Below are 21,454 nucleotides of genomic sequence, written 5' to 3' on the forward strand. Positions count from 1 at the left end.
CCGATCCACACCGGTATACATTCACACCACACCTTTTCCACCCGCGCTTTGCGATATGAGTTAGACCTTCGCGGTATGCGTCAGGCAGCCTCGGCATCCGCAGGATTCCACCAGGGGAGTGTCCATGGAACACCGAAAACTCGGCCGTACCGATACGTCACTCAGCTTCATTGGCCTGGGCTGCGTAACCTTCGGCCGTGAGATCGACGAGGACGCATCGTCAGCCATACTGGACGATGCAGTCGAAAGAGGGATCAACTGGCTCGATACGGCGGAGGCGTATGGAGGCGGCAATGCCCGGACCTACCGGCGGGACGTGTTGAAAGTCGATGACGTGCGCGAGACCTCGGATATCATGGGCTCTTCCGAGATCATCATCGGAAAGTGGATGAAAGCGCGACGCTGCAGGGACGACGTGGTGATCTGCTCCAAGGTGAGCAGCGGAAACCGCCCGGAGAACATCGCCCGGGCGCTCCGGGTCAGTCTCGAGCGCCTGCAGGTGGACCGCGTGGACATCTTCGAACTGCATTCTCCCGATGAAACGGTTCCCATTTCCGAAAGCCTGGCCGCGCTGGACGTCGAGGTGTCGGCGGGAAGAGTCGGGACCGTGGGCTGCAGCAACTTCAACGCCGCGCAACTCCGGGAGGCCCTGGACACCAGCGCCAGGGAGGGCTATGCCCGGTTCGAGGTGGTCCAGCCGCCCTACAACCTGGCCGATCCCGGTGCCCAGGACGAACTGTTTCCCCTGTGCCGGCGGGAGGAAGTGGGCATCACGTCCTACAGTCCGCTCGCCGCGGGTTTCCTGGCGGGAAAATACACGCCGGACCGTAACGACTTCCCGAAAGGTTCGCGCTTCGACGTGATTCCCGGACACGCGGACATCTACTTCAACGACCGGAACTTCCGCAACGTGGAGCGGCTGCGGGCCCTGGCGGATAACAGGGGAATTCCCATGGTGCGCATGGCCATGGCGTGGGCCATGGGGCATCCAGATATCACGTCGGTCCTCGTAGGCGCCCGCCATACCGGCCACCTGGACAACGCCTTCGACGCCCTCGCCCTGAAGGCGGACACGGAACTGCGTGATGAAATGTCGAGTTGGCTGACGGACTGAGCGCAACGCGCAACGATGCGATAACGACGATCTCGAGAGGGGGATTACGTGGGGTTGGATCCAGTTGAAATGACGAAGGAATTCGTGGATGTGAAGTCCGTCAGCCGGTGGAGCAACGCGGCGGTATCCGACCTCGTCGAAGACCGGATGAAGGCATGCGGACTCGAAGTGGAACGGCTGTCCTACGAGGACGAAAACGGCGAACTGAAGGTCAGCCTCGTCGGACGCAAGGGTGAAGGCGAGGGCGGCCTGGCCTTCCTGTCCCATACGGATACGGTGCCGGGGCAGGAGCAGGACTGGGACGCCTATCACGGCGTGGTCGAAGGCGACCGGCTGCTGGGACGGGGCAGCTGCGACATGAAGGGCCCCCTGGCATGCACCATGATCGCCGCCGCGCAGGTGGACGCGGAACGCCTGAAGAAGCCGCTGATCGTGGTGGCGACGGCCGACGAGGAAGTGGGTGGAGGCGGTGCGCACCAGGTCGCCACGGAATCCCGCATCATGGGCGCCGTTCGTCCCACCTACGGCGTGGTAGCCGAGCCGACCAGCCTGACGCCGGTGTACGCCCACAAAGGTTCGGCCCACATCGTCGTGACGGCCCACGGCAGGGCGGCGCACACCAGCACGGGCCTTGGGGAATCCGCCAATTTCAAGATCGCTCCTTTCCTGGCTGAAATGGCCGAATTGGCGGAGCGGATCAAAACGGATGAACGGTTCCTGAACGCGGAGTTCAGCCCCCCTTCCAACGGGTTCAACATGGTGATCACCGACTACGACACGAAGCAGAACGTCTCCGCGGCGCGGTCGACCTGTCACATCTGCTTCCGCACGATGCCAGACGATCACAGCGAAGAACTGGTGGGCGAACTGGTCTCACGGGCCGAAGGCTACGGCTTCGAGGTTACGAGCAGCATATCACGCCCCTTCTACGCCGATCCTTCGAACCCCATCGTGCAACTGGCCTCCGATGTCACCGGCGGCAGGCGGCCGGAGACCGTGCCCTACGGGACCGACGCCCCCCATTTCAGGGAGCAGCTTCAAATGGTGGTCCTGGGACCCGGCAGTATCGAGCAGGCCCACACGGTGGGCGAATACGTGGAAATACCGCAGCTTTACGAAGCGGTGGACATCTACGCACGCATGATTAACGAAGTTTGCTTATAGGAGTCGATCCATGGCGGATTCCATAGGATATACCGATACCTCCGTTATACCCGGCAGCAAATGGCGCGTCCATGACGGCGACCGGCCCCAGCCCCGCGTGGTCACGCCGGGCGGAGCCTGCGGGAGCCCTCCTTCAGACGCGGTCGTGCTCTTCGACGGATCGGACCTCGCCCAGTGGGTCGGCCGGGATGGAGGCGACGCCGCGTGGAAGGTGGAAAGCGGCTATATGGAGGTCAACGGCACGGGGGACATCTCGACCCGCGCGCATTTCGGCGACTGCCAGCTTCATCTCGAATGGGCCACGCCCGAAGAGGTGGTCGGAGACAGCCAGGGCCGGGGCAACAGCGGCGTGTTCCTGCTGGGGCTCTATGAAATCCAGGTGCTGGACAGCTTCGACAACCGTACCTATGCCGACGGTTCCGCCTCGTCCATTTACGGCCAGTACCCTCCCCTGGTCAATGCCAGTAGGGGACCGGGCGAATGGCAGAGCTACGATATCGTCTTCGAATCGCCTTCATGGGACGGCGACAGGCTGGTGAATGGCGCGCACCTGACGGTCATCCACAACGGGATCGTGGTGCACCACCGCCAGCGGGCCGTCGGTCCCACCGGGCACAGGGACCTGGCGAACTACGACACGCCCCACGCCGACACGGGCCCCCTGCAACTGCAGGATCACGGCGATCCCGTCCGGTTCCGCAACATCTGGATGAGACGCCTTACCGCCTACGACGCATCCTGAGCCGTCAGGTCTGCCCGGGTTCGCCCGGTTCGCCCGGTTCGCCCGGTTCGCGTACCCAGATAAGGATGACGAAGGATGCGGCCGCGGCCATGACGCCGCAGGCCGCTCCGACGGAAGGATATCCGAAGGCGACGTAGAGCACGCCGCAAAGTGCCGTACCCCCGGCGATGCCGAATTCCGCCACCGTGTTCTTGAGTGCGATGAGCGTGCCGCGTTCCTCGTCGGATGCCATGGCCGTCACGAGCGCCTGAAGCGGCGCGTGGCGGAAGGCCCCGGCGATGCCGGTGAATATGAACCCGGCGAAGACTACCGGCAGCAGGCCGGTTATCCAGGGTATGGCTGCCAGCAGGCCGGCCATCGCCAGCCCGCTCACCGCCACGACGCCCCTTTTACCCGCACGGTCCGAGAGGTATCCGGCCAGTGGGCTGCCCACCAGTGCGCCCAGTCCGCTGAAGAGGAATACCATGCCGATCCAGTCGGTCGAGAGTCCGTAAGCCTCCCGCAGCCACGTCCCCACGTAGGTGATGAATCCGACCGTGGAAGCCGATACGAGAAACGACGCCGCGATCACCGCCAGGGGTCCGGTGCGCGTGAGGAATCGACCGTAGCTTCTTGCCAGGATGGTGATGGAGACCGCGCGGGCCGCGCTGACCGCGGTTTCCGTGCCGGCCGCACCGACCGAACTGGCCGCCGGAACGCGACGGGGCAGGACGGCCAGCGCCGGCGCCCACAGCAGCAACCCGGCCCCGGCAAAAGCGCCGAAGGCCCACCGCCAGGACCAGGCCTCCGCGACAAAGGCCCCGGCCGGCACGCCCAGGATCATGGCTGCGAAGTAACCGGACATGACCAGTCCCATGGCGGCGCCCCGCCGCCTGTAGGGAAAGTGGTCCCCGATGCAGGCGGTGATATTGAGGGAAAGGGCTCCCGCGGCCGCGCCGGTGACGGCCCGGAAGGCCACCAGTGAAGCATAGTCCCACGCCAGGCCGCATAGCAGGGTCGCAGCGGTGAATACGATCAGCCCGGCGATGAGCATTTTCCTGCGGCCGGTCCGGTCCGACAACGGACCGATCGCGAAGGAGACCACGGCCGCGGCGATGGCATAGACCGAGACCAGCAGCCCGGCCCGGCCCGCGCCCATGCCGAAAGCGGCCATCAGGTCGGGCAGGAGCGGGGAGATCATCTGGTTGTCGGCGACGGCCACGAACATGAGGCCGAACAGTACGACGATCAGACGGTTGTTTCCTTCCCGGCTTACCTCGGTCATCAGGGGTTCCTACTGAGATGCATTACAGGTATGTGCCGCTGTGCATCCACGGCGTTGCGTGGTGCCATTCGAGCATCCGGTCCCGGAGACCGGCCGCCAGCTCCGTGTCGTGGCGGGCGTCCCTCAGGTTGGACAACTGGTAGGGGTCAGACCGCAGATCGAAGAAGCATTCCCGGTCATCCAGCACTTTTCCGTTTTTCGGATCGACACGGATCCCGTAGGTGTGGGTCGGCGTGCGCAGTCCGATTTGTCCCTGGGAGGTCTCCACGAACACGCCCTCGTCTTCCATCGGACCGTTTTCACCCGAAATCACCGACGCGAGGTCGCGCCCCTGGACATGGGCGGGTACGGTATCGCCGCAGAGGGAGAGCAAGGTGGGCATGACGTCGATGAGCTGGGCCGTCGTGGCCGCATCGACCCGGGGCTTCAGGCGGCCCGGCGCGTGAAAGACCAGCGGGACGCGGATGGACTCTTCGATCAGGTGGCCCTTGTTGAACAGGTGGTGGCTGCCGAGGTTGTCGCCGTGATCGGAGAGGAAAACGACGATGGTGTTTTCCGCGAGGTGGTACGCCTTGAGGAAATGCATGAGGCGTCCGACCATGTCGTCCACCCAGGTCGTCATGCCGTAGTACAGTGCGATCAGGTGCCGCAGATCGAATCCGGTGGGCAGCTTGCGCGTGAACGGCAGATTCTGTTCGTAGAAGAGGAAGTCGCACAGGTAGACCTTGAACCAATGTTCGTCGTATGGCAGCCGGCCGTCCCGGTAGACGTTGGGCCGCAGGGGGATATCGGCGGGATCGTACATGCCCAGGTACGTTTCGGGCGCGTCCATGAGGGGCATGTGGGGCGGAGAAATGCTATAGTAGAGAAAAAAGGGTTGCTCCCGATTCCCCCGGTCTCTCAGGTATCCGCCGACCTGGTCCGACTCGAAGCGGACGCTGAATCGTTCCACCAGGAACTCCTCACCGTCGTTCTCCACAAAGGACTGCCCGCTGTGACGGTGGTGGACCCGCGGGTACAGGCTGTAGTCGAACCCCAGGGGTCCGGGCGCGGAATGGACGTGCCACTTCCCGATCAGCGCCGTATCGTATCCCAGGGCCTTGAACATCTCGGGCAGCGTCGGCGCGGGCAGATGGGGCCGTCCGTCCACCGGATACTCGGGCATCGTTGTGGATCCATCCTCTTGGCGCTCCGCGTAGTTGCCCAGCGCGCCCATGCAGGTCCGGCTGTACTGGCCCGACAGGAGACAGGACCGGGCGGGCATGCATACGGGGTTGTTGCTCACCGCCGTTTCGAATCGCACGCCTTCTGTCGCGAGCCGGTCCAGGTGGGGCGTCCGGACGACTTCGTTACCGTAGCATCCCACTTCGAACGCGCGCAGCTGGTCGCAGATGCAGAGGATGACGTTGGGACGGGAAGGGATTGCGGAACCGGTCATGTAGAACTCCGGTGCGACAGGGTCAGAGCAGGAGCCGGATCGCCATGACGACCAGTACCACGTTCAGGATCACGCGGATCAGCCCCTCGCCCCGCTTGACGGTGTAATGGGCGCCGATCCATCCGCCGGCCGTCGTGCCCAGGGCCAGGGCGGCGCCGAGAAGCCAGAGCACCTGCCCCTTGTCCGCGAAGATGGCCAGCGCGACCAGGGTGTAGATACCGACGATGAATACCTTGAAGGCGTTTACGCGGACGAGGTCGAGGCCGACGACCCGGTAGAGCACCGCCATGAGGAAGAACCCGACCCCGGCCTGGATGAACCCGCCGTAGAACCCCACCGCGACCATCAGGATGTGCCCCAGGACGAGTCGCTTCGGCTTCTCGGTGATCTCCGCGTCTGGCTGTTTCCTGCTCATCAGGATCAGCAGCAGGATCATCAGGCCGGCGAGGATCCTGTTGAACAGCTCGCCGCTAACCTGGGTCCCCAGGTACGCTCCTATCGCCGCCCCCGGCACCGCGCAGAGCGCGAGGGTAAGCATGGTGCGCAGCTCCGAATACCCCTGCTTGAAGAAGCTGGTAACGGCCGATGCGTTCTGGGCGACGATGGCCACACGGTTGGTGCCGTTGGCCACGTTTCCGGGCAGGCCCAGGAAGATGAGCACGGGGAGGGCCAGGAGCGAGCCGCCGCCCGCCATGACGTTCAGGAATCCTGAAAGGACGCCCACGCCGGCGAGCAGGAACAGCTGCCAGAGTTCGAATTCCATGGGCGCCTAACCCGGGACCGGAGCGTCGTCGCGTATCAGCCCGTCCGATTTGAGCTCTGCCCAGAGGTCGGCAGGTATGGCATGTCGATAGTTGGCCAGGTTCGATTCGACGTACTCGGGCCTGACCGCGCCGGGAATGACGGACGCGACCGCCGGGTGGAACAACGGGAACTGGAGGGCGGCCGCGGCCAGGGGCACGCCGTGCCGGTCGCAGACAGCCTGGATGCGACGGGTTTTCTCCATGATTTCAGGCGTCGCGGGAAAGTAACCGTAGGTCGAGTTCTCGGTGGGTCCCGTGACCAGGATGCCCGAGGCGAAGACGGCGCCGATCACGATGCCGATGCCGTCCTCCACGCACCGGGGCAGTTCCAGGTCCAGCGCGTCCTGGTCCAGGAGCGTGTATGGCATGGCTACGATAAAAAAATCCAGGGGCATCAGGTCCAGGAAGCGCAGCATCATCCCGGTCTTGTTCAGGCCGGCGCCCACGCCCTTGATGTCGCCCGAAGCCTTGAGTTCGGCCAGCGCGCGCCAGCCGCTGGTGAACAGCTGGTGCAGGTAGGCCTGGATCTGCGGCTCGTTGTGGTAGAAGGGGTCGAGGTCGTGGATCAGCAACAGGTCGATGCGATGGACACCGAACCGGATCAGGCTGTCTTCGTAGGACCGCATGATGCCGTCGTAGCTGTAATCGTAGACATGGTCGAAGGGCAGCCCGCCGCACCAGAAGCCCTGATCGAAGTGCTGAAGGTCCCGCGTCGCCTTGAAAACGCGGCCGACCTTGGTGGACACCACGTAGGATCCGTGGCTTTTCTGGCGGAGCAGTTCACCCAGCCGCAATTCGCTCTTGCCGTACCCGTACCAGGGCGACGTGTCGTAGTAGCGGATACCGGCCCTCCAGGCAGCGCGCAGCGTTGCGCGCGACTTCGCGTCCGTGACAGGCTGGAACAGGTCTCCCAGCGGTGCGGAGCCGAAACCCAGCTCGGTCACGAAGGCGTCCGTGGTTCCCAGTTGTCTCGTGGCGATTGCCATGTGTTTTCCTTTCTGTGGATTCCGCCGTCAGGGCTCCACTTTCCCTCGAAGCGGGCGGCAGTTGCATACTATGCGAATCCTGTCTCAGATCCTGTTATAGAGTAATCGGCCTGGTGCTTCGTGTCACCTGTTTTGTGGTGGCCGTACCGGGACGAAATCGTTGACAGTCCCGCACCGTTTCCGTAAGATGCACCATCGACTCCAGCACGAAATCCAACCTGTCGTACAGGGGACACGCCAGTTGTTCCGACTCGATCAGTCCGCGGCCAGACTGCGAAAGGCAGCGCGAATGCGTCCGGTGCCCCTGCTGTCCTTGCTCGGGGCGGCCGTCGCACTGTACAGTCTTTCCGTGCTCGCGTTACAGGATGGCGATGAATCGGAGCGCAGAGGGACGGAGCGGTACGTAAATTCCTTCGGCGTTACGCTTCCAGCCGATGCCGCGCCGCCGGAACACCAGGTCCTCACCCAGTTTGCGCCCGACAACCGGTATCTCGACCGGGGCACGTCCACCTACAAGCAGGCATGGGGCGTGGGTCTGGTCGCCGAACCGCTCGCCCGCGTGGACCGCAACTTCAACCTGCACCCTGCCGGCGCCACCTCCTGGAAACTTTCGGAAGACGGACTGACCTGGACGTACGATATCCGCAAGGGGATGATCTTCGCCGACGGCCATCCGCTCACGGCCTACGACTACGAGGCCACCTTCCGCCGCTGGGCGAATCCCGATACGGGGTTCGAATTCGAATGGTACTTCCGGGCTATAAGGAACTGGACCGACATCGTGGGGCGACGCCTTCCGCTCGACTCCCTCGGAGTAAAGGCTCACGATGCCTACACTGTGTCTTTCACCACGGATCGCCCCGCGCCCTACTTGCCGCTCCTGCTGGCCAAGAGCTGGGTGTCCCCGACCCACCTGTTCGATAAGTACGGGCCCGAATGGGCGACTCGTCCCGAAACCCATTTCGGAAGCGGACCCTACCGCCTGGTCGAGTGGATCAAGGGCGACCGCATCGTGCTGGGCATCAACCACAACTACCGTGGACCGATAGAACCCATGCTGGAGCGCGTCGTAGCCCGGCTGTTCAACCTTGCCGTACCGCCCCAGTTCCTCTCGGCCTACGAAGCGGGCGAGGTGGACTATGTTCCCCTGACCAACCAGGCCGAGATCAACCGGATCAAGGCGGATCCTGTCTTGAGCAAACAACTCAATGCCTACACGGATTTCGCCACGTACTACCTGATGCTGGACACCTATAATCCGCCCTTCGACGACATCCGCGTGCGCAAGGCCTTCGCCCATGCCATCGATGTCGACGCCATCATGAAGTCGGCCATGCGGGACGTGGGCGTTCCGGCCTCTTCCATGCTGCCCCCCGGATTTCCGGGTTCAAACTCGGAGGAACTGGCCCCCTTTCAACGGTTCGATCCCGTACTCGCCCGCCAGTACCTTGCCGAGGCCGGCTACCCCGGTGGACGCGGTTTTCCAGAGGTGAACATCTGGCTGCGCGCGGAGGCCGCCAACATCCGGATCGCCGCGGAGGCGGTGCAGGCCATGCTGAATCAGCATCTGGGGCTGGATGTGGGCGTGCGCAACGTGGAGCGCAAAGTCTACGCGGATGCCATGAGCGCCCGGGAACTGACCCTGGGGATGGTACCGTACCAGTACGACTTTATCGACGCGGGCAACCTGCTGACCATCTGGATGTCCAATGGCCGGCACGCGTGGCACAACGATCGATTCGAGCAACTCGTGCTACAGGCCAATGAACTGGTTGGGGATCCTGAACGGCGTATGGCCATGTACCGTGACGCCGAGCGGATCCTGGTCGATGAAGCCGGGGGTATCTTCCTCTGGTACATCCGGATCAACCAGATGTGGAAGCCCTTCATTCGGGGAGATGCCCTGGAACCCAACAAGTGGGGCTACCGGGCCTGGCGGGGTGAGCTCATGTCCAATCTCCAGACCGAGCTCTACATCACGAAGGACGTATTGAAGGATCCCACGAAGAACCAGCCGGAGCCCTTCCGGTTCTGGCAGTGGCTGACCGGCGACGACTGATGCGCGGCGCACGAGTCGGTCGCGGCCCGGCCGGCACTAACGGCTTCCGGCCGCGGCTCGGTCGGTCAATCGATGCCCAGTATCTCCCCCGCGTCGCGGTGAATCATCCCTTCCATTTCCGTTTCGTTCAGGCGGGGCAGTCTCGTACCCTCGAGCATGGCGTTCAGGCCGCGCAGGTCGCGTAGCGTGTCGTCCACCGTCGTGACCGGGTAGTCGGTGCCGAAGAGCAGCTTGTTCCATACCCCGTATTCCTGGACGAGCATGAGACTGTGATAGAACTGGAAGGGACGGTAATGCAGCCCCGAGATATCGGCGTATACGTTGGGATGCTTGCGTATGACCGCCACCGTTTCCCCTTCGTAGGGATGGCCGAGGTGGGCCATGATGATCCTGCAGTCGGGATACTTGATGGCGACGGCGTCCAGGTGGCGGGGCAGCGTGCAGTCCAGCGGTGCCTGGTCCACGAACGTGGTACCGGTGTGCAGCAGGACGGGCAGTCCGTTCCGGGAGGCATAGCGCCACAGGTCGTCGAGTTCGGGGTCCTGGGGATAGAACCCGGCGTACATGGGCAGCAGCTTGATGCCCCGCATGTCCAGGTGCTCCCGGCCTTCGATCATTTCCTCTCTCCATCCGTCCTGGGTGGGGTCCAGCGACATGAAGGGAATCGTCTGATCGGAGTACGCCGCGCAGTACTCCGCCACGTAGCGGTCGGGCGTCCACAGCCCCGACAACCTCGCCTTTCCGCCGAAGACCACGGTCTTCACGGGTGCGCCGGCGTTCCGGGCCGAGGTCAGATAGCTTTCGTATGACGGCGTCAGGTCCAGTTCGTAACCCCGCATGCGGATGGCCTGCGCCCGGAAGGTATCGTTGAAGTGGTCGGGATACCTCCAGGCATGTGAATGCACATCGTAGATCATGAAACCTCCTCCTGTTTCCGGTCTATCGATGGCCGTCGTACCGCCTCAGCGCGGGCGACCGCCAGGCAATGACGGCGACGGCCGCCAGGCAGCCGATCCCGCCCGTGACGACGGAGAACGGCGCGCCGGCGAGTCCCGCCACCAGTCCGGCTTCGGCCTCGCCAAGCCGGGGTCCTCCCATGACGAACATCATGTTTACCGAGGTCATGCGGCCGCGCAGTTCGTCCGGGGTCGATAGCTGCATGATGGTATGGCGCAGCACCATGCTGATCGTGTCGAATGCACCGGTCAGCAGCAGCGCCGCGAAGGTAAGCCAGAAGCTGGATGAAATACCGAAGATCACAGTGGCCAGCGCGTAGCAGCCCACTGCCTTGAACAGCAGCCGGCCCTGGCCGGAGATCACGGGGAAGGTGGACATGAGCGCGCCGGTCAGCACGGCGCCGATCGCCGGCGCCGCCGAAAGCAGTCCGTATCCCCGTTCCCCCACACCCAGCACTTCCGTGGCGAAGATGGGCAGCAGCGAGGTCGCGGAAGCAAAGAAGGTGGCGGTGAAATCAAGCACCATCGCCGAACGGATGATGGGCGAACGCTTGATGAACCGCAGTCCGTCGAGGGCCGCGGCGAAGCTGACCCGCGTCACGCTTCCGATGCTCCGATGGACGGTGCGCATCATCAGGATCGGCACGATCATGAAGGCGAAGGAAACGGTGTTGATCCAGTAGACGGTCGCGATCGAGCCCGTGGCCAGGATCAGGCCGGCCACGCCCGGCCCGGTCACCGAGGCCACGTGGGACGCGGTGATATTGATGCTCATGGCGTTGGCGAGATGGCGCCGGGACACGAGGTTGGGCACCATGGCGTTCTTGGCCGGACTGCTGAAGCAACCGATCCCCGCGCTGATGGCGGTGATCACGTAAAGTGCCGTGGCGGAATCCTGTCTCGACCACGTAATCCATGCCAGCGTGGTACTGATCAGGGCGAGACCGCATTGGGCGATGAGCAGCACGCGCCGGCGGTCGTGGGTATCCGCGATCACCCCGGCCAGCGGAGAAAGGACCAGGATAGGTATGAGTCTTATAACCGCCATCGCGCCAAGGGCATACGCGGATTCGGTCAACTGATACATGTGCCACAGCACGGCGGTCTGCTGCATGCGGGATCCGGTGAGTGAAACGACCTGCCCGGACCACAGCAGCCTGAAATCGCGGTATTGAAGTGCGGGAAACCGGTCTCGGACGGCTTGGAGAGTCAGCGGCATGACGAAATGGAAGATACCATGCGGTCAGTGGCTGTCAAGGCGGACCGGTTCCATCGCGGTACGCGTCCCGTGTACGCCGCCGGGACATTGGTCTTGACACCTCGTCGACGTACCGGATATCATGGCGTCAGGTCGCCGGCGTCCGGGCGTCGGTGGTCAGGTCCAGGCTCGCACTCGACCGAACGGAGGGCATGACATGCTGTACATCAACGAAGACCAGGTTGGCCGCTTAATGTCCATGGACGACGCGCTGCGCTCGGTGGAACAGGCCTTCAGCGGGCTCGGAACGGGGAAGGCGGTGAACATCCCCCGTACCAGGGTCCGGTTGCCGGGTCATACGCTCCACGTCATGTCGGGAGGGATACCGGCGCTTAATCTCACGGGGTTGAAGGCCTATACGACCACGGGGCACGGCGCGAAATTCGTCGTGTTGCTCTTCCAGGAGGACACGGGCGATCCGCTGGCCGCGATCGAGGCCGACCGCCTCGGGCAGATGCGAACGGGCGCGGCGAGCGGCGTGGCGACGAAGTACATGGCCCGGAAGGATGCGTCCAGTGTGGGGGTTATCGGTACGGGGTGGCAGGCCCGAAGCCAGCTCGCGGCGGTATGTGGTGTACGCGAGGTGACTTCCGTCAAGGCATTCGGGCGGGACCGGTCGCGGCGGGAGGCCTACTGCCGCGAGATGAGCGAGGCCCTCGGGGTGCGGGTCCAGCCGGTCGATACCGCCCGTGCCTGCGTGGAGGAAGCGGATGTGGTCATCACGATCACCAGTTCGGCGCGGCCGGTGCTGGAAGGCGCGTGGCTGGCGCCCGGCACCCACGTGAACGCCGCCGGTTCCAACGCGCTCGTTCGCAGCGAGATCGACGCGGAGACGGTCAGGCGGGCCAGGGTGGTGGCCGTCGATTCCCGGGAGCAGGCGAAAGTGGAGTGCGGAGACCTGCTCGAGCCGGTGGAGAAGGGTATCCTCCACTGGGACCGCATACACGAACTGGCCGACGTGGTCGCCGGCCACGTGCCCGGTCGCATTGAACCCGCCGACATTACACTCTTCGAATCCCAGGGCCTGGCCGTGGAGGACGTGGCCGTGGCCGCGGTCGTTTATGAACGGGCAAAAGCCGAAGGCGTGGGACAACAGGTCGGGTGACGCCGGATCGGCTGACGGCGCGGGCCGCCGGCCTGCGGTTACTTCATTCGGCCCGAGGTTACTTCATCGCCGCGACCCGGTCCCAGTAGGCTTTGGCGCCGGCCCGGAGCCAGTGGTCATACACGGTGAAGAAGAACCGGACGCCGATCTCGGCGTGTGCTTCGAAGGTCTCGTCGCCTACGAGCGACCCGGCGTTCCGGCCGGCCGCGACGATCCGCGCCAGGGTATCGGATACCACCTTCTTCACTTCGGGGCGGTACATCTCTCCGGGATAGCCCATGGTCTGGGCCAGGTCGCCCGGGGCGACGAAGAACACGTCGATGTGGTCCACGGCGAGGATCTCGTCCAGGTTCTCCACGGCCTCGATTTCCTCGATGAGGACGATGACGAGGATCTCATCGTTCACCTTCGCAATGAACTCGCTGTTCTCGGTGCCGTAACCGCGCCGATTGAAGTACATGCCCCGCATGCCGGCCGGGGCGAACCGGCTGGCCCGTACCACCCGTTCCGCCGCCTCGGCGCTGCTCACGTGGGGGACGACAAGCCCGCTGACGCCACAGTCCAGCGTACGGCCGATCAACCCGGTCTCGTTGGCGTGCACCCGCATTACCGACGCCATGTTCCACAGGTCGCATGCCCGCGATACGTCTCCGATCCGGTCGAAGGTGATGTCCCCGTGTTCTCCCTCGATCCAGTAGCCGTCGAAACCGAACTGCCCCATGAAATCGATGGAATTCGCCGTATGGCTGTGGCCGCCGACCACGTGGGCGACTTCGCCGGCCCGCAGTTTTTCCAGCACCCTGTTTCCTCGCATCGGCCTTGATTCTCCTTTTCAATAACCGGTCTGAAACGGACTTCCGTCAACAACCCGGCATGCTGATACTCTAAGGTGGATGACCAACCTGGACAAGTTAGGTGGTAACCCAGCATAGACAAGGCTTTTATGCCGGTGAAACGGGTCGTATCGTCTTGACACCACAGGGGGGCGACTTTAGAATAGACGGGTTGTCTTGTATCGGTCGGCAACCCGTCCATTCACGCTATCCGGGACTACCCATGACCACACCCACGCATCCCATCACTGCCGAAGAAGCGGCCTATTGGTCGGAGATCCGGAAACAGTTCTACCTGATGGACGACGTGACCTATCTGCAGGGCGGAACGGTAGGCCCTTCCGCCAGGCCGGTCATCGAACGCATCATCGAACTCATGCGGGAATTCGAGGCGGATCCGCTGAACCGACGGCACGGAGACTTGCTCAGGCCCCTGGTGGAGGCATCCAGGGAGAAGCTGGCCAGGTTCGTGGGGACGACCCCGGACCGGATCGCCCTCGTGCTGAACACGACGATGGGCATGAACATACCCGGCCAGGGCCTGATCTGGGAACGGGGCAGCGACGTGCTGCTCAGCGACCAGGAATACCCCGCCGTCCGTGCCCTGTGGACATGGCTGGCCGAGCGGGACGGCCTGAACCTGAACTATGTTTCCCTGCCCATTCCGCCGTCCTCGCCACAGGACATCGTGGACGCCTATTCGGCGGGCATCACGGAGAATACCAGCGTCGTGATCTTCAGTCACGTGTATTTCACGACCGGACTGGTGGCTCCCATCACGGAACTGACCCGCCTGGCCCATGCCCACGGGGCCGTGGCCATGGTGGACGGCGCACACGCCGTGGGGATGGTTCCCCTGGACCTGTCCGAAGTCGGATGCGACTTCTACGCCAGCAGCTCCCACAAGTGGCTGCTGGCGCCGAAGGGCGTGGGGTTCCTCTACATGGACGAAAAGTACCAGAACCGGATCCGGCCCGTGATTATCGGCCACAACATGCGCGAAACCGATTCGGCCAGCCGCTACGACGTGAACGGGACCCGGGACCTGACCCACCACGCGGGCCTGGGAGACGCCATCGACTACCAGGAGGAAATCGGCTGGGATAGCAGGATCCGGCCCTACTGCCTCGGCCTGGCGCGGTACCTGAAAGCCCAGGCGGTCGAGCGGATAAGGGGGGCCCGTCTCACGATCCCGATGGATGAATCCATGTCCGGGTTCATTTCCAGTTTCTCGATCGAAGGCATCGACCTGTCGAAGGTATGCCAGTATCTCTGGAGCGACTACAAGATCGAGGTCACCGCCCTCGGGGTGGATGGCCAGTCGTTCTTCAGGGTATCCACCCATTTCTACGATTCCTACGACGACATAGACCGGTTCATCAGCGCGATCAACGAAATCATCGCGAAGTATCCCGACGTGAAACTGGATTGAACGTGCCCATGACCCGTCCGAAATTGTTGCTGCCCGGTCCCATCGATATCTGGGAGGAAACCCTGGAGGCGCTCAGCCAACAGGTTTTGCCTCACTACGGTGAAGACTTCGGACCCATCTACGAAGAAACCGTATCGATGCTCCGGACCATTTTCCAGACCCGCAACGACGTGATCATCATGACGGCCCCCGGTTCGGGCGCGCTCGACGCCGGACTCAGTAGTCTCTTCCAGCCCGGGGAACAGGTGGCGGTGGTAACCAACGGACCCTTCGCCAATCGCCTCGTCGAAATCCTGAAGGCCTTCCGTAGCGAGGTCATAGCCGTGGACGACCCCTGGGGCGAGCCCGGCGATCCGGACAAAATGCGTAGCGCCCTGGAACGTCACCCCCAGGCCGCCGGCCTGGTCGTGGTCGCCAATGACACCGGCACGGGCGTGCGGAATCCGCTGGAGGCCTACGCCGGCCTGGCCCGCGAATTCGACCTGCCCTTTTTCGTGGACGGCGTGTCGGCCCTGGGAGGCTACGACATCCCCGTGGACGAACTGGGGATCGACGTGGCCGTGACCTCCTCCAACAAGGCCCTGGAGACCGCGCCCGGACTGGGCATCCTGTCGGTCAGCGACCGGGCGTGGGATATCATACGCACGAAGGACAGTGGGCACCGCGGCTGGTACTACGACCTCGCCGTCTGGAAGCGGGCGTCCGAATCTTCGGGCGAGCATCCCTATCCCACGACGCAGGCCAGCAGCCTGATCGTCTCCCTGCATGCCAGCCTGAAGAGAATCCTGCACCGGGAGACGCTGGAAGGCCACTGGGCCCGGTACGCGTGGGCCCGATCCGTGGTCCGCGCCGGCTTGCGCGCGGTGGGGTGCACGCCTATCGTGGCCGATGCCGCCGCGTCCTGTACGGTGACCACCTTCCGGGTCCATCCGGACGTGTCCGAAGCCGCGGAACTGCGCACCTACCTGCTCCGCAACCACGGGTTCCTGGCGGCCCAGGCCATGGGAGAATTCGCCCGGGACGCACTGCGCGTTGGACACATGGGAAAGGCTGGTTCGCGGAAGTACATCGAACCCTTCCTGCTCGGGATGGAGGATTTCTTCCGCACGGTCAAGGACCACGACCTGCCGCGGGGATGCAGCCTGGACGGATTGCGCCGGTCCGGGATTTCCTACTGAAGATCCGAATTCCGGTGGAGATCCGGATGTCCCGGGAGATCAAGATGCCTGGGGTCCGCCCTCGGTGTGCTCGCCGGACGTCTTCCGTGGCGGCGTGAGGGAAAGCACCGTGTCCGTGAGGGACTGGTCGAGGGGATAGCGGTAGGACGTCCGGTAGTACTGCAGGAGGTCCCGGGACAGTGCGTTCAGCGGATCCACACTCTGGAAGCGGTCGGGGAGCGGTCCCGGATGGTACAGGACGTTCAGGAGGGAACGCAGGGGTATGTCCTCCGGCGAGGTAGCCGGCGTGTAGGTGATGTGGTACCCCAATTTGCGCGAGAGCAGTCCTGAATCCACGTAGGCCGACAGCATCTCGTCAAGTACGTTCTCCGGCGCCCCAGTCTGCCCGGATAGCCGGTCCAGCCTGGTCGGCCTGTTTTCTTCCACGAAATTGCGGATGATATAGAGGAAGGCGAGGACGTTGATGTAGCTTCGCAGCGCCGTCCCGTGGACCCGCTCCGATTGCCGCCACTCCATGATACCCACGTTCTGGATGGAATAGGCCAGGATCGCTCCGAGCAGCAGGATCACCCAGCCGAGATAGAGCCAGATCAGAAAGATCGGCAGGGCGGCGAAACCCGCGAACAGGATCTCTCGCGCACCCGCCTGCGTCGTGTCCGTAATCAACTGGGCGAATAACCGGTTGAGCAGAATCCAGCCGCATCCCGAAATCATGCCGCCGACCAGGGCGGCCCGGATGGAAACCCGGGTATTCGGCACCGACCAGATGATGAGGGAAAAGAAGAATCCGATCAGCAGGACGGACAGGGGCGAGAAACCCGCGATCCTTTCGAAGTTGGCCAGTAAGGCAATGCTGTTCGACGATCCCATGAAAGTCACGACGCCTATGGTGATCAGCGGTCCGATGAGCAGCAATGCCAGGTAGCTCACCAGGCGCTGTCTCCAGCTTCGCATGCGCCGCACGTGCCAGATGTCGTTGTAGGATTCCTCGATATTCGCCAGGATGCCCAGCACGGCGAACAGGAGCACCACCAAACCGATGTATCCCAGTGTGCCGGTCTGGGCGTTGGCCAGGAAATCCATAATCTGCGTGGCCACGACGTCGCCGTCACTTCCCAGGGGACTCAGCCATTCCCTCAGGGTTGGTTCGAAGTCCACGTAGAGTCCCAGGCTCTGGTACACGGTGAATACGATGGCGAGTAAAGGGACCAGGGCCAGCAGGCTCGAGAAGGTCAGGGCCGAGGCCCGGGTCAGCAGGCGGTCCTCCCAGAACTGGTGATACAGGAAGATGACAGACTTGGCGACGCGCACGAGGAGCGCGTGCAGCCTGGAAAGACCCCGCGTGTTGATATGCCAGATCTCGGTGCCGATGAACCGGCTCGCCTTGCGCAGGCTGCTTATGACGCGGGTAATACCTGGATGCACGGTTGATATCCCTTTTTCAGACCAGTTTTGGCAACATGAACTGCGCCAGGCTCAACAGGAGAAAGAAGCCGCACATGTCCGTTACCGTCGTGAGCATGGGGCCTGACGCCAGTGCGGGATCGGCCTTTATCGCCCGAAGTGCCAGGGGAATGCATCCTCCCAGACACGCCGCCAGCAACGTGTTGGCCGCCAGGGCGATACCAACAACGAGGCCCAGGTAGGGATTTCCCTGCCACAAAAGGGTGGCGCCGGCGAGCAATGCGCCGAGGACCACGCCGTTCATGAGGCCGACGGAGGCCTCCCTGGCGAGGACGCGCAGAATCTCCCCGGGCCGTACGAGCCCCAGGGCCAGTTCCCGGATGCTCACCGCGACCGCCTGGTTGCCCGAGCACCCGCTCATGTCCGAAATAATGGGTAGAAAGACCGCGAGGATGATCGCCGCTTCCAGCGTGTCCTGGTACAGGACGATGACGCTCGCGGCCAGGATGTTCAGGACGACGTTGACGCTGAGCCAGGACAACCGACGCGAGGACCTCGTCAGGACGGGCATGCTGCGCAGTTCCTCTCCGCCCACGATGCCGCTGGTCTTGAGGAACTCGCTTTCGGTCTGTTCCGTCAGTTTTTCCTGCACGTCCGCGGCCCGTACCACGCCGACCAGCCTGCCTGCTTCGTTCGTGACCGGCAGCCCGAGGTAGGTGTAGGTTTCGAAGAGGTCGCGCATCTGCTCGAGCGGGGTAAGCACGTTGACGCGCACGGGATCTTCCACCATGATTTCGGTGAGTCGCTGTGCGGGCAGGGCCATCAGCACGTCACGCAGCCGCAGCACGCCCGACAGCTTCGCCCCGTCCGATACGTACAGGTACTGCACGTCGTAACCGACGTATTCGTCGTGGCGGTTCCGCAGGTCCTCGATCACGTCCTGCACGGAAAAGTCAACGGGATAGGATACAAACTCGGTCAGCATGATCCCGCCGGCCGTTTCGTCCGGATATTGCAGCAATTGCCGGACTTCCTCGGCCCTTTCGTCCGGCATCGCCTCGAGAATGGCTTCCGCTTCCTCTTCCTTTAGATCTCCAAGCAGATCGGCCTGGGCGTCGCTGTACATCTCGTCCACGATCGCCGCGGCGTCGGCGGGTGAAAGGTCCTCGATCAGGTCGACGGCCTGCACGTCCTCGATGCGGTCGATCAACTCCGCCGCATCCTGGGGCGACAGGAGGCCGAGCAGCCGGGTGTGTTCTTCCTGGCTCAGACGCGAGACGGCCCGTGCCAGTTCGGTGGCCGTAAGCGATCCGATGTAGGATGGCAGCACGTGCCGCGATTCGGCCTGGATGAGCGCCTGAAGATGCTGCCAGGGTTCCTTGCGGGTCGGGTCTTGGACGTCGGAATTCATGGAAAGCTCCGACTGCGGGCTATTCCGGGATGGCGAGTCCGGTCGTGGTGTCGTGCTGGGCCGGGCGGTCCTGGCGGACCGGTCTAAGCGGACCGTCGAGCGCGAGTGGTTCCGGGTGGGTTGATTCGTCGGTTCGAACCGGGTCGGCCGAGGCGAGTACTTCCAGGTAGGCGTCATAGTACTGCTGGATGTTCTCGACGTAATGTACCGGCTGTCCACCCCGGCAGAAACCGTACCGGGCCCGGCTGTAATACTCAGGCCTGGAAAGGAGCAGCATGGCTTCTTCGACGTTTCCGAACCACCGGTTGCTGTCCCACCCCTTCTCCCTGGCCAGGCGGCGGGCGTCGAGGAGATGGCCGTATCCGACATTGTAGGACGCGAGCGCGAAGTGCACACGTGTCTCCATCGGCAGTTTCGGGTCGAACCGGCCCAGGAGATGGTCCATGTACTTGACACCGGCATGGATGCCTTCCTCCGGGTCATGCAGTTCGGTGAATCCCATCTGCTCTCCCGTGGCCGGCATCACCTGCATGAGTCCCTGGGCGCCTACCCAGCTCACGGCGTCGGGATCGAACCTGGATTCCTGGTACATCTGCGCGGTAACAAGGCGCCAGTCCTGGCCGTAATGACCGGCGTACTTCTTTACGTGGTCGTCGAATGGCGACAACTGTCCGCTCAGGTCGACCCGCAGCGAGTCCTTGGCCTTGGCGATGGTACGTATGTTCTCGAAGTACTTCTTTCGCATCAGGTTGAAGAACAGTCCCCGCTTCTCTTGGCGGATGTACTGGTCGAGGGCTGCGAGAAGCGCGGAATTATCCTTGCGCACGGCCCATCCCAGGGACGCGGGCCCTATGCTGAACGCGGCCTTCAGGTCATGTCCGTATGCCTGTTCCACTTCCAGCAGATTCGAGTCTGCCAGGGTCACGTCGTAGGTGCCGTCCTCGACACCGAACAAGATTTCCTCCGTCTCGACGTCGCCCGGCAGCTCGACGATCTCCAGGCCTTCCACGGAATCGGCGGCGTCGCGAAGCGGCGCGAGAAACGATGAACTGCCACGGACGTGCACCGATCGTCCGGCGAGATCTCCGAAGCCTGAAATGCCCTCTTCATCGGAGCGCACGACCACCACTTCATCCACGTCGTTATACGGCGTCGTGAATGCGGCCGCGGCCACCCGTTCTTCATTGATCGTCATGGCCGCGGCGACGACGTCTCCCTTGCCCTCGTTCAGGTAGTCGAGCAGTTTGGCGTGGTCGTCCGGTATGACGATTTCCAGCCGCAGGTCGTTCCGCCTGGCGAATTCTTTCAGGAGTTCGTATTCGTAGCCGACCTGCATGCCGCGGTGGATGAAGTAGGTAAGCGCGTTGTTTCGCGTGATCATGCGCAGCCGGCCGCGTTTCTTCAATCCGTCCAGGTCATCGGTGTACACGCGCTCACGGGTGGGCGATATCTGCCGGGCAAGCAGGATCTCGTCGACTTTCTCCTTGAGCTCATCGTCCCCCGGCCGCATCAGCAGGACGACCTCACGGTTTTCCGAAAGCGCAAGCGGCGCGGCCAGCTCGTCGTACGCGGTCGCCACGGCGTACCACAGGTTGTTGTCGCAGACCGTCGCCTCGTACTCGCCGCGGGCGACCCCGTCGATGATGCTTTCCGTCAGCAGGGTTTCAGGTACGGTGTCTATACGCAGACCGGGCGCCTGCTTCTGCAATTCCAGCAGCGTCTGGTAGTACGAACTGGACGCTCGAACGCTGATCGCCATACCGTTCAGATCACCGAGACTGTCCGGGACGCTTTCGCCGGCGGGGACGATCAGGTATTCATCTACAAAGTGATAGGGCACGGAAAAGGCCGTTTTCTCCATCCGCTCCGGTGTATCCGTGAGATTCGCGGCGATGAGGTCTCCTTCGCCCATCAGGAGCTTGTCGACCATGGACTGGTGATCCTCGACGGTGACGAGCCGCAACTTCAGTTTCAGCGATTCGGCTATGCCCCGTGCGATGTCATGGTCGAGCTCGACCGGTTCCGCGTTACGGGGCAAATGGTCGACAGCGTCCGGCCGGACGATGACGCGGACGACGCCGCGCGACTGGAGCTCAGGAAGATCGCCCGTGTACTTGGGCGGTTCAGGAATTCCGGAACCATCGCAAAGCACGGCGGTCAATCCGATGAATACGGCCGTCAAAAACAGGACTATGGCGCGCATCGACACACCCTTCCTCCATCTTGATGTTACCCGTTCCCGGCATCCCAGCCAGGGGACCTCAACTTGACAGTCCACGGGCCATACGTTAAGATAACAGCCCTTGA

General features: G+C 63.3%; 17 protein-coding genes. 7 read left to right on the forward strand and 10 right to left on the reverse strand.

The window, feature by feature from the left end; all coding sequences use genetic code 11:
* Positions 1-124: 124 nt before the first annotated feature.
* The 3 genes from F4X08_07785 to F4X08_07795 all read left to right on the forward strand — a co-directional run bounded on the left by F4X08_07785 (position 125) and on the right by F4X08_07795 (position 3,020).
* A complete protein-coding gene (locus tag F4X08_07785; protein ID MYD25699.1) occupies positions 125-1,114 on the forward strand; it encodes an aldo/keto reductase in 990 nt (329 codons plus the stop codon).
* A 69-nt stretch (positions 1,115-1,183) separates the two neighbouring features.
* On the forward strand, positions 1,184-2,278 hold the full coding sequence (locus F4X08_07790; protein MYD25700.1) for a M20 family metallopeptidase: 1,095 nt from the start codon (positions 1,184-1,186) through the stop codon (positions 2,276-2,278).
* 10 nt (positions 2,279-2,288) lie between these two features.
* Positions 2,289-3,020: a DUF1080 domain-containing protein gene (locus tag F4X08_07795; protein MYD25701.1), complete on the forward strand. Its 732-nt coding sequence runs from the start codon at positions 2,289-2,291 to the stop codon at positions 3,018-3,020.
* Positions 3,021-3,024: 4 nt separating this feature from the next.
* Here F4X08_07795 and F4X08_07800 read toward each other — a convergent pair whose 3' ends face one another.
* The 4 genes from F4X08_07800 to F4X08_07815 are packed head-to-tail and all read right to left on the reverse strand — an operon-like array spanning position 3,025 to position 7,511.
* The gene (locus tag F4X08_07800; GenBank protein ID MYD25702.1) at positions 3,025-4,284 is read right to left on the reverse strand and encodes an MFS transporter; all 1,260 of its coding nucleotides are present in this window, start codon (positions 4,282-4,284) and stop codon (positions 3,025-3,027) included.
* Between the two features lie 22 nt (positions 4,285-4,306).
* The gene (locus tag F4X08_07805) at positions 4,307-5,722 is read right to left on the reverse strand and encodes a sulfatase-like hydrolase/transferase (GenBank protein ID MYD25703.1); all 1,416 of its coding nucleotides are present in this window, start codon (positions 5,720-5,722) and stop codon (positions 4,307-4,309) included.
* Between the two features lie 22 nt (positions 5,723-5,744).
* The gene (locus F4X08_07810) at positions 5,745-6,485 is read right to left on the reverse strand and encodes a sulfite exporter TauE/SafE family protein (GenBank protein ID MYD25704.1); all 741 of its coding nucleotides are present in this window, start codon (positions 6,483-6,485) and stop codon (positions 5,745-5,747) included.
* Positions 6,486-6,491: 6 nt separating this feature from the next.
* Entirely contained in the window at positions 6,492-7,511 is a 1,020-nt protein-coding gene (locus tag F4X08_07815) for an aldo/keto reductase (protein ID MYD25705.1), read from the reverse strand.
* A gap of 187 nt (positions 7,512-7,698) precedes the next feature.
* Here F4X08_07815 and F4X08_07820 point away from each other — a divergent pair, with 187 nt between their 5' ends.
* Positions 7,699-9,570: a peptide ABC transporter substrate-binding protein gene (locus tag F4X08_07820; GenBank protein MYD25706.1), complete on the forward strand. Its 1,872-nt coding sequence runs from the start codon at positions 7,699-7,701 to the stop codon at positions 9,568-9,570.
* Positions 9,571-9,635: 65 nt separating this feature from the next.
* On the opposite strand, the gene F4X08_07825 is transcribed toward F4X08_07820, so the two are convergent.
* The gene (locus tag F4X08_07825; protein ID MYD25707.1) at positions 9,636-10,487 is read right to left on the reverse strand and encodes an amidohydrolase; all 852 of its coding nucleotides are present in this window, start codon (positions 10,485-10,487) and stop codon (positions 9,636-9,638) included.
* A 22-nt stretch (positions 10,488-10,509) separates the two neighbouring features.
* On the reverse strand, positions 10,510-11,745 hold the full coding sequence (locus tag F4X08_07830; GenBank protein MYD25708.1) for an MFS transporter: 1,236 nt from the start codon (positions 11,743-11,745) through the stop codon (positions 10,510-10,512).
* Positions 11,746-11,941: 196 nt separating this feature from the next.
* Between F4X08_07830 and F4X08_07835 the strand changes: the two genes are divergently transcribed.
* The gene (locus tag F4X08_07835) at positions 11,942-12,889 is read left to right on the forward strand and encodes an ornithine cyclodeaminase family protein (GenBank protein ID MYD25709.1); all 948 of its coding nucleotides are present in this window, start codon (positions 11,942-11,944) and stop codon (positions 12,887-12,889) included.
* Between the two features lie 58 nt (positions 12,890-12,947).
* Here the strand turns inward: F4X08_07835 and F4X08_07840 are convergent, their stop codons facing one another.
* Positions 12,948-13,703, reverse strand: coding sequence for a hypothetical protein (locus tag F4X08_07840; protein ID MYD25710.1), 756 nt, complete (start codon positions 13,701-13,703; stop codon positions 12,948-12,950).
* Positions 13,704-13,945: 242 nt separating this feature from the next.
* Here F4X08_07840 and F4X08_07845 point away from each other — a divergent pair, with 242 nt between their 5' ends.
* Positions 13,946-15,154 (forward strand): aminotransferase class V-fold PLP-dependent enzyme, encoded by a 1,209-nt coding sequence (locus F4X08_07845; GenBank protein MYD25711.1) that lies wholly within the window; start codon positions 13,946-13,948, stop codon positions 15,152-15,154.
* Positions 14,983-16,332 carry an alanine--glyoxylate aminotransferase family protein gene (locus F4X08_07850; GenBank protein MYD25712.1) on the forward strand — a complete coding sequence of 450 codons (1,350 nt, stop codon included), beginning with the start codon at positions 14,983-14,985 and terminating at the stop codon, positions 16,330-16,332. The genes F4X08_07845 and F4X08_07850 overlap by 172 nt, the downstream gene beginning before the upstream one ends.
* Before the next feature lie 39 nt (positions 16,333-16,371).
* Here F4X08_07850 and F4X08_07855 read toward each other — a convergent pair whose 3' ends face one another.
* Genes F4X08_07855 through F4X08_07865 form a run of 3 tightly spaced genes read right to left on the reverse strand, consistent with a single transcriptional unit; the run spans position 16,372 to position 21,350 of the window.
* Positions 16,372-17,766, reverse strand: coding sequence for a YihY/virulence factor BrkB family protein (locus tag F4X08_07855; GenBank protein ID MYD25713.1), 1,395 nt, complete (start codon positions 17,764-17,766; stop codon positions 16,372-16,374).
* Positions 17,767-17,773: 7 nt separating this feature from the next.
* Positions 17,774-19,147 (reverse strand): magnesium transporter, encoded by a 1,374-nt coding sequence (mgtE, locus tag F4X08_07860; GenBank protein MYD25714.1) that lies wholly within the window; start codon positions 19,145-19,147, stop codon positions 17,774-17,776.
* A 19-nt stretch (positions 19,148-19,166) separates the two neighbouring features.
* Complete coding sequence (locus F4X08_07865; protein MYD25715.1) at positions 19,167-21,350, reverse strand: transporter substrate-binding domain-containing protein; 2,184 nt, start codon at positions 21,348-21,350, stop codon at positions 19,167-19,169.
* Between the last annotated feature and the right edge of the window lie 104 nt (positions 21,351-21,454).

The sequence above is a fragment of the Gemmatimonadota bacterium genome (genome assembly GCA_009841265.1).
In the GTDB taxonomy this organism is placed as follows: Bacteria; JAAXHH01; JAAXHH01; order JAAXHH01; family JAAXHH01; genus JAAXHH01.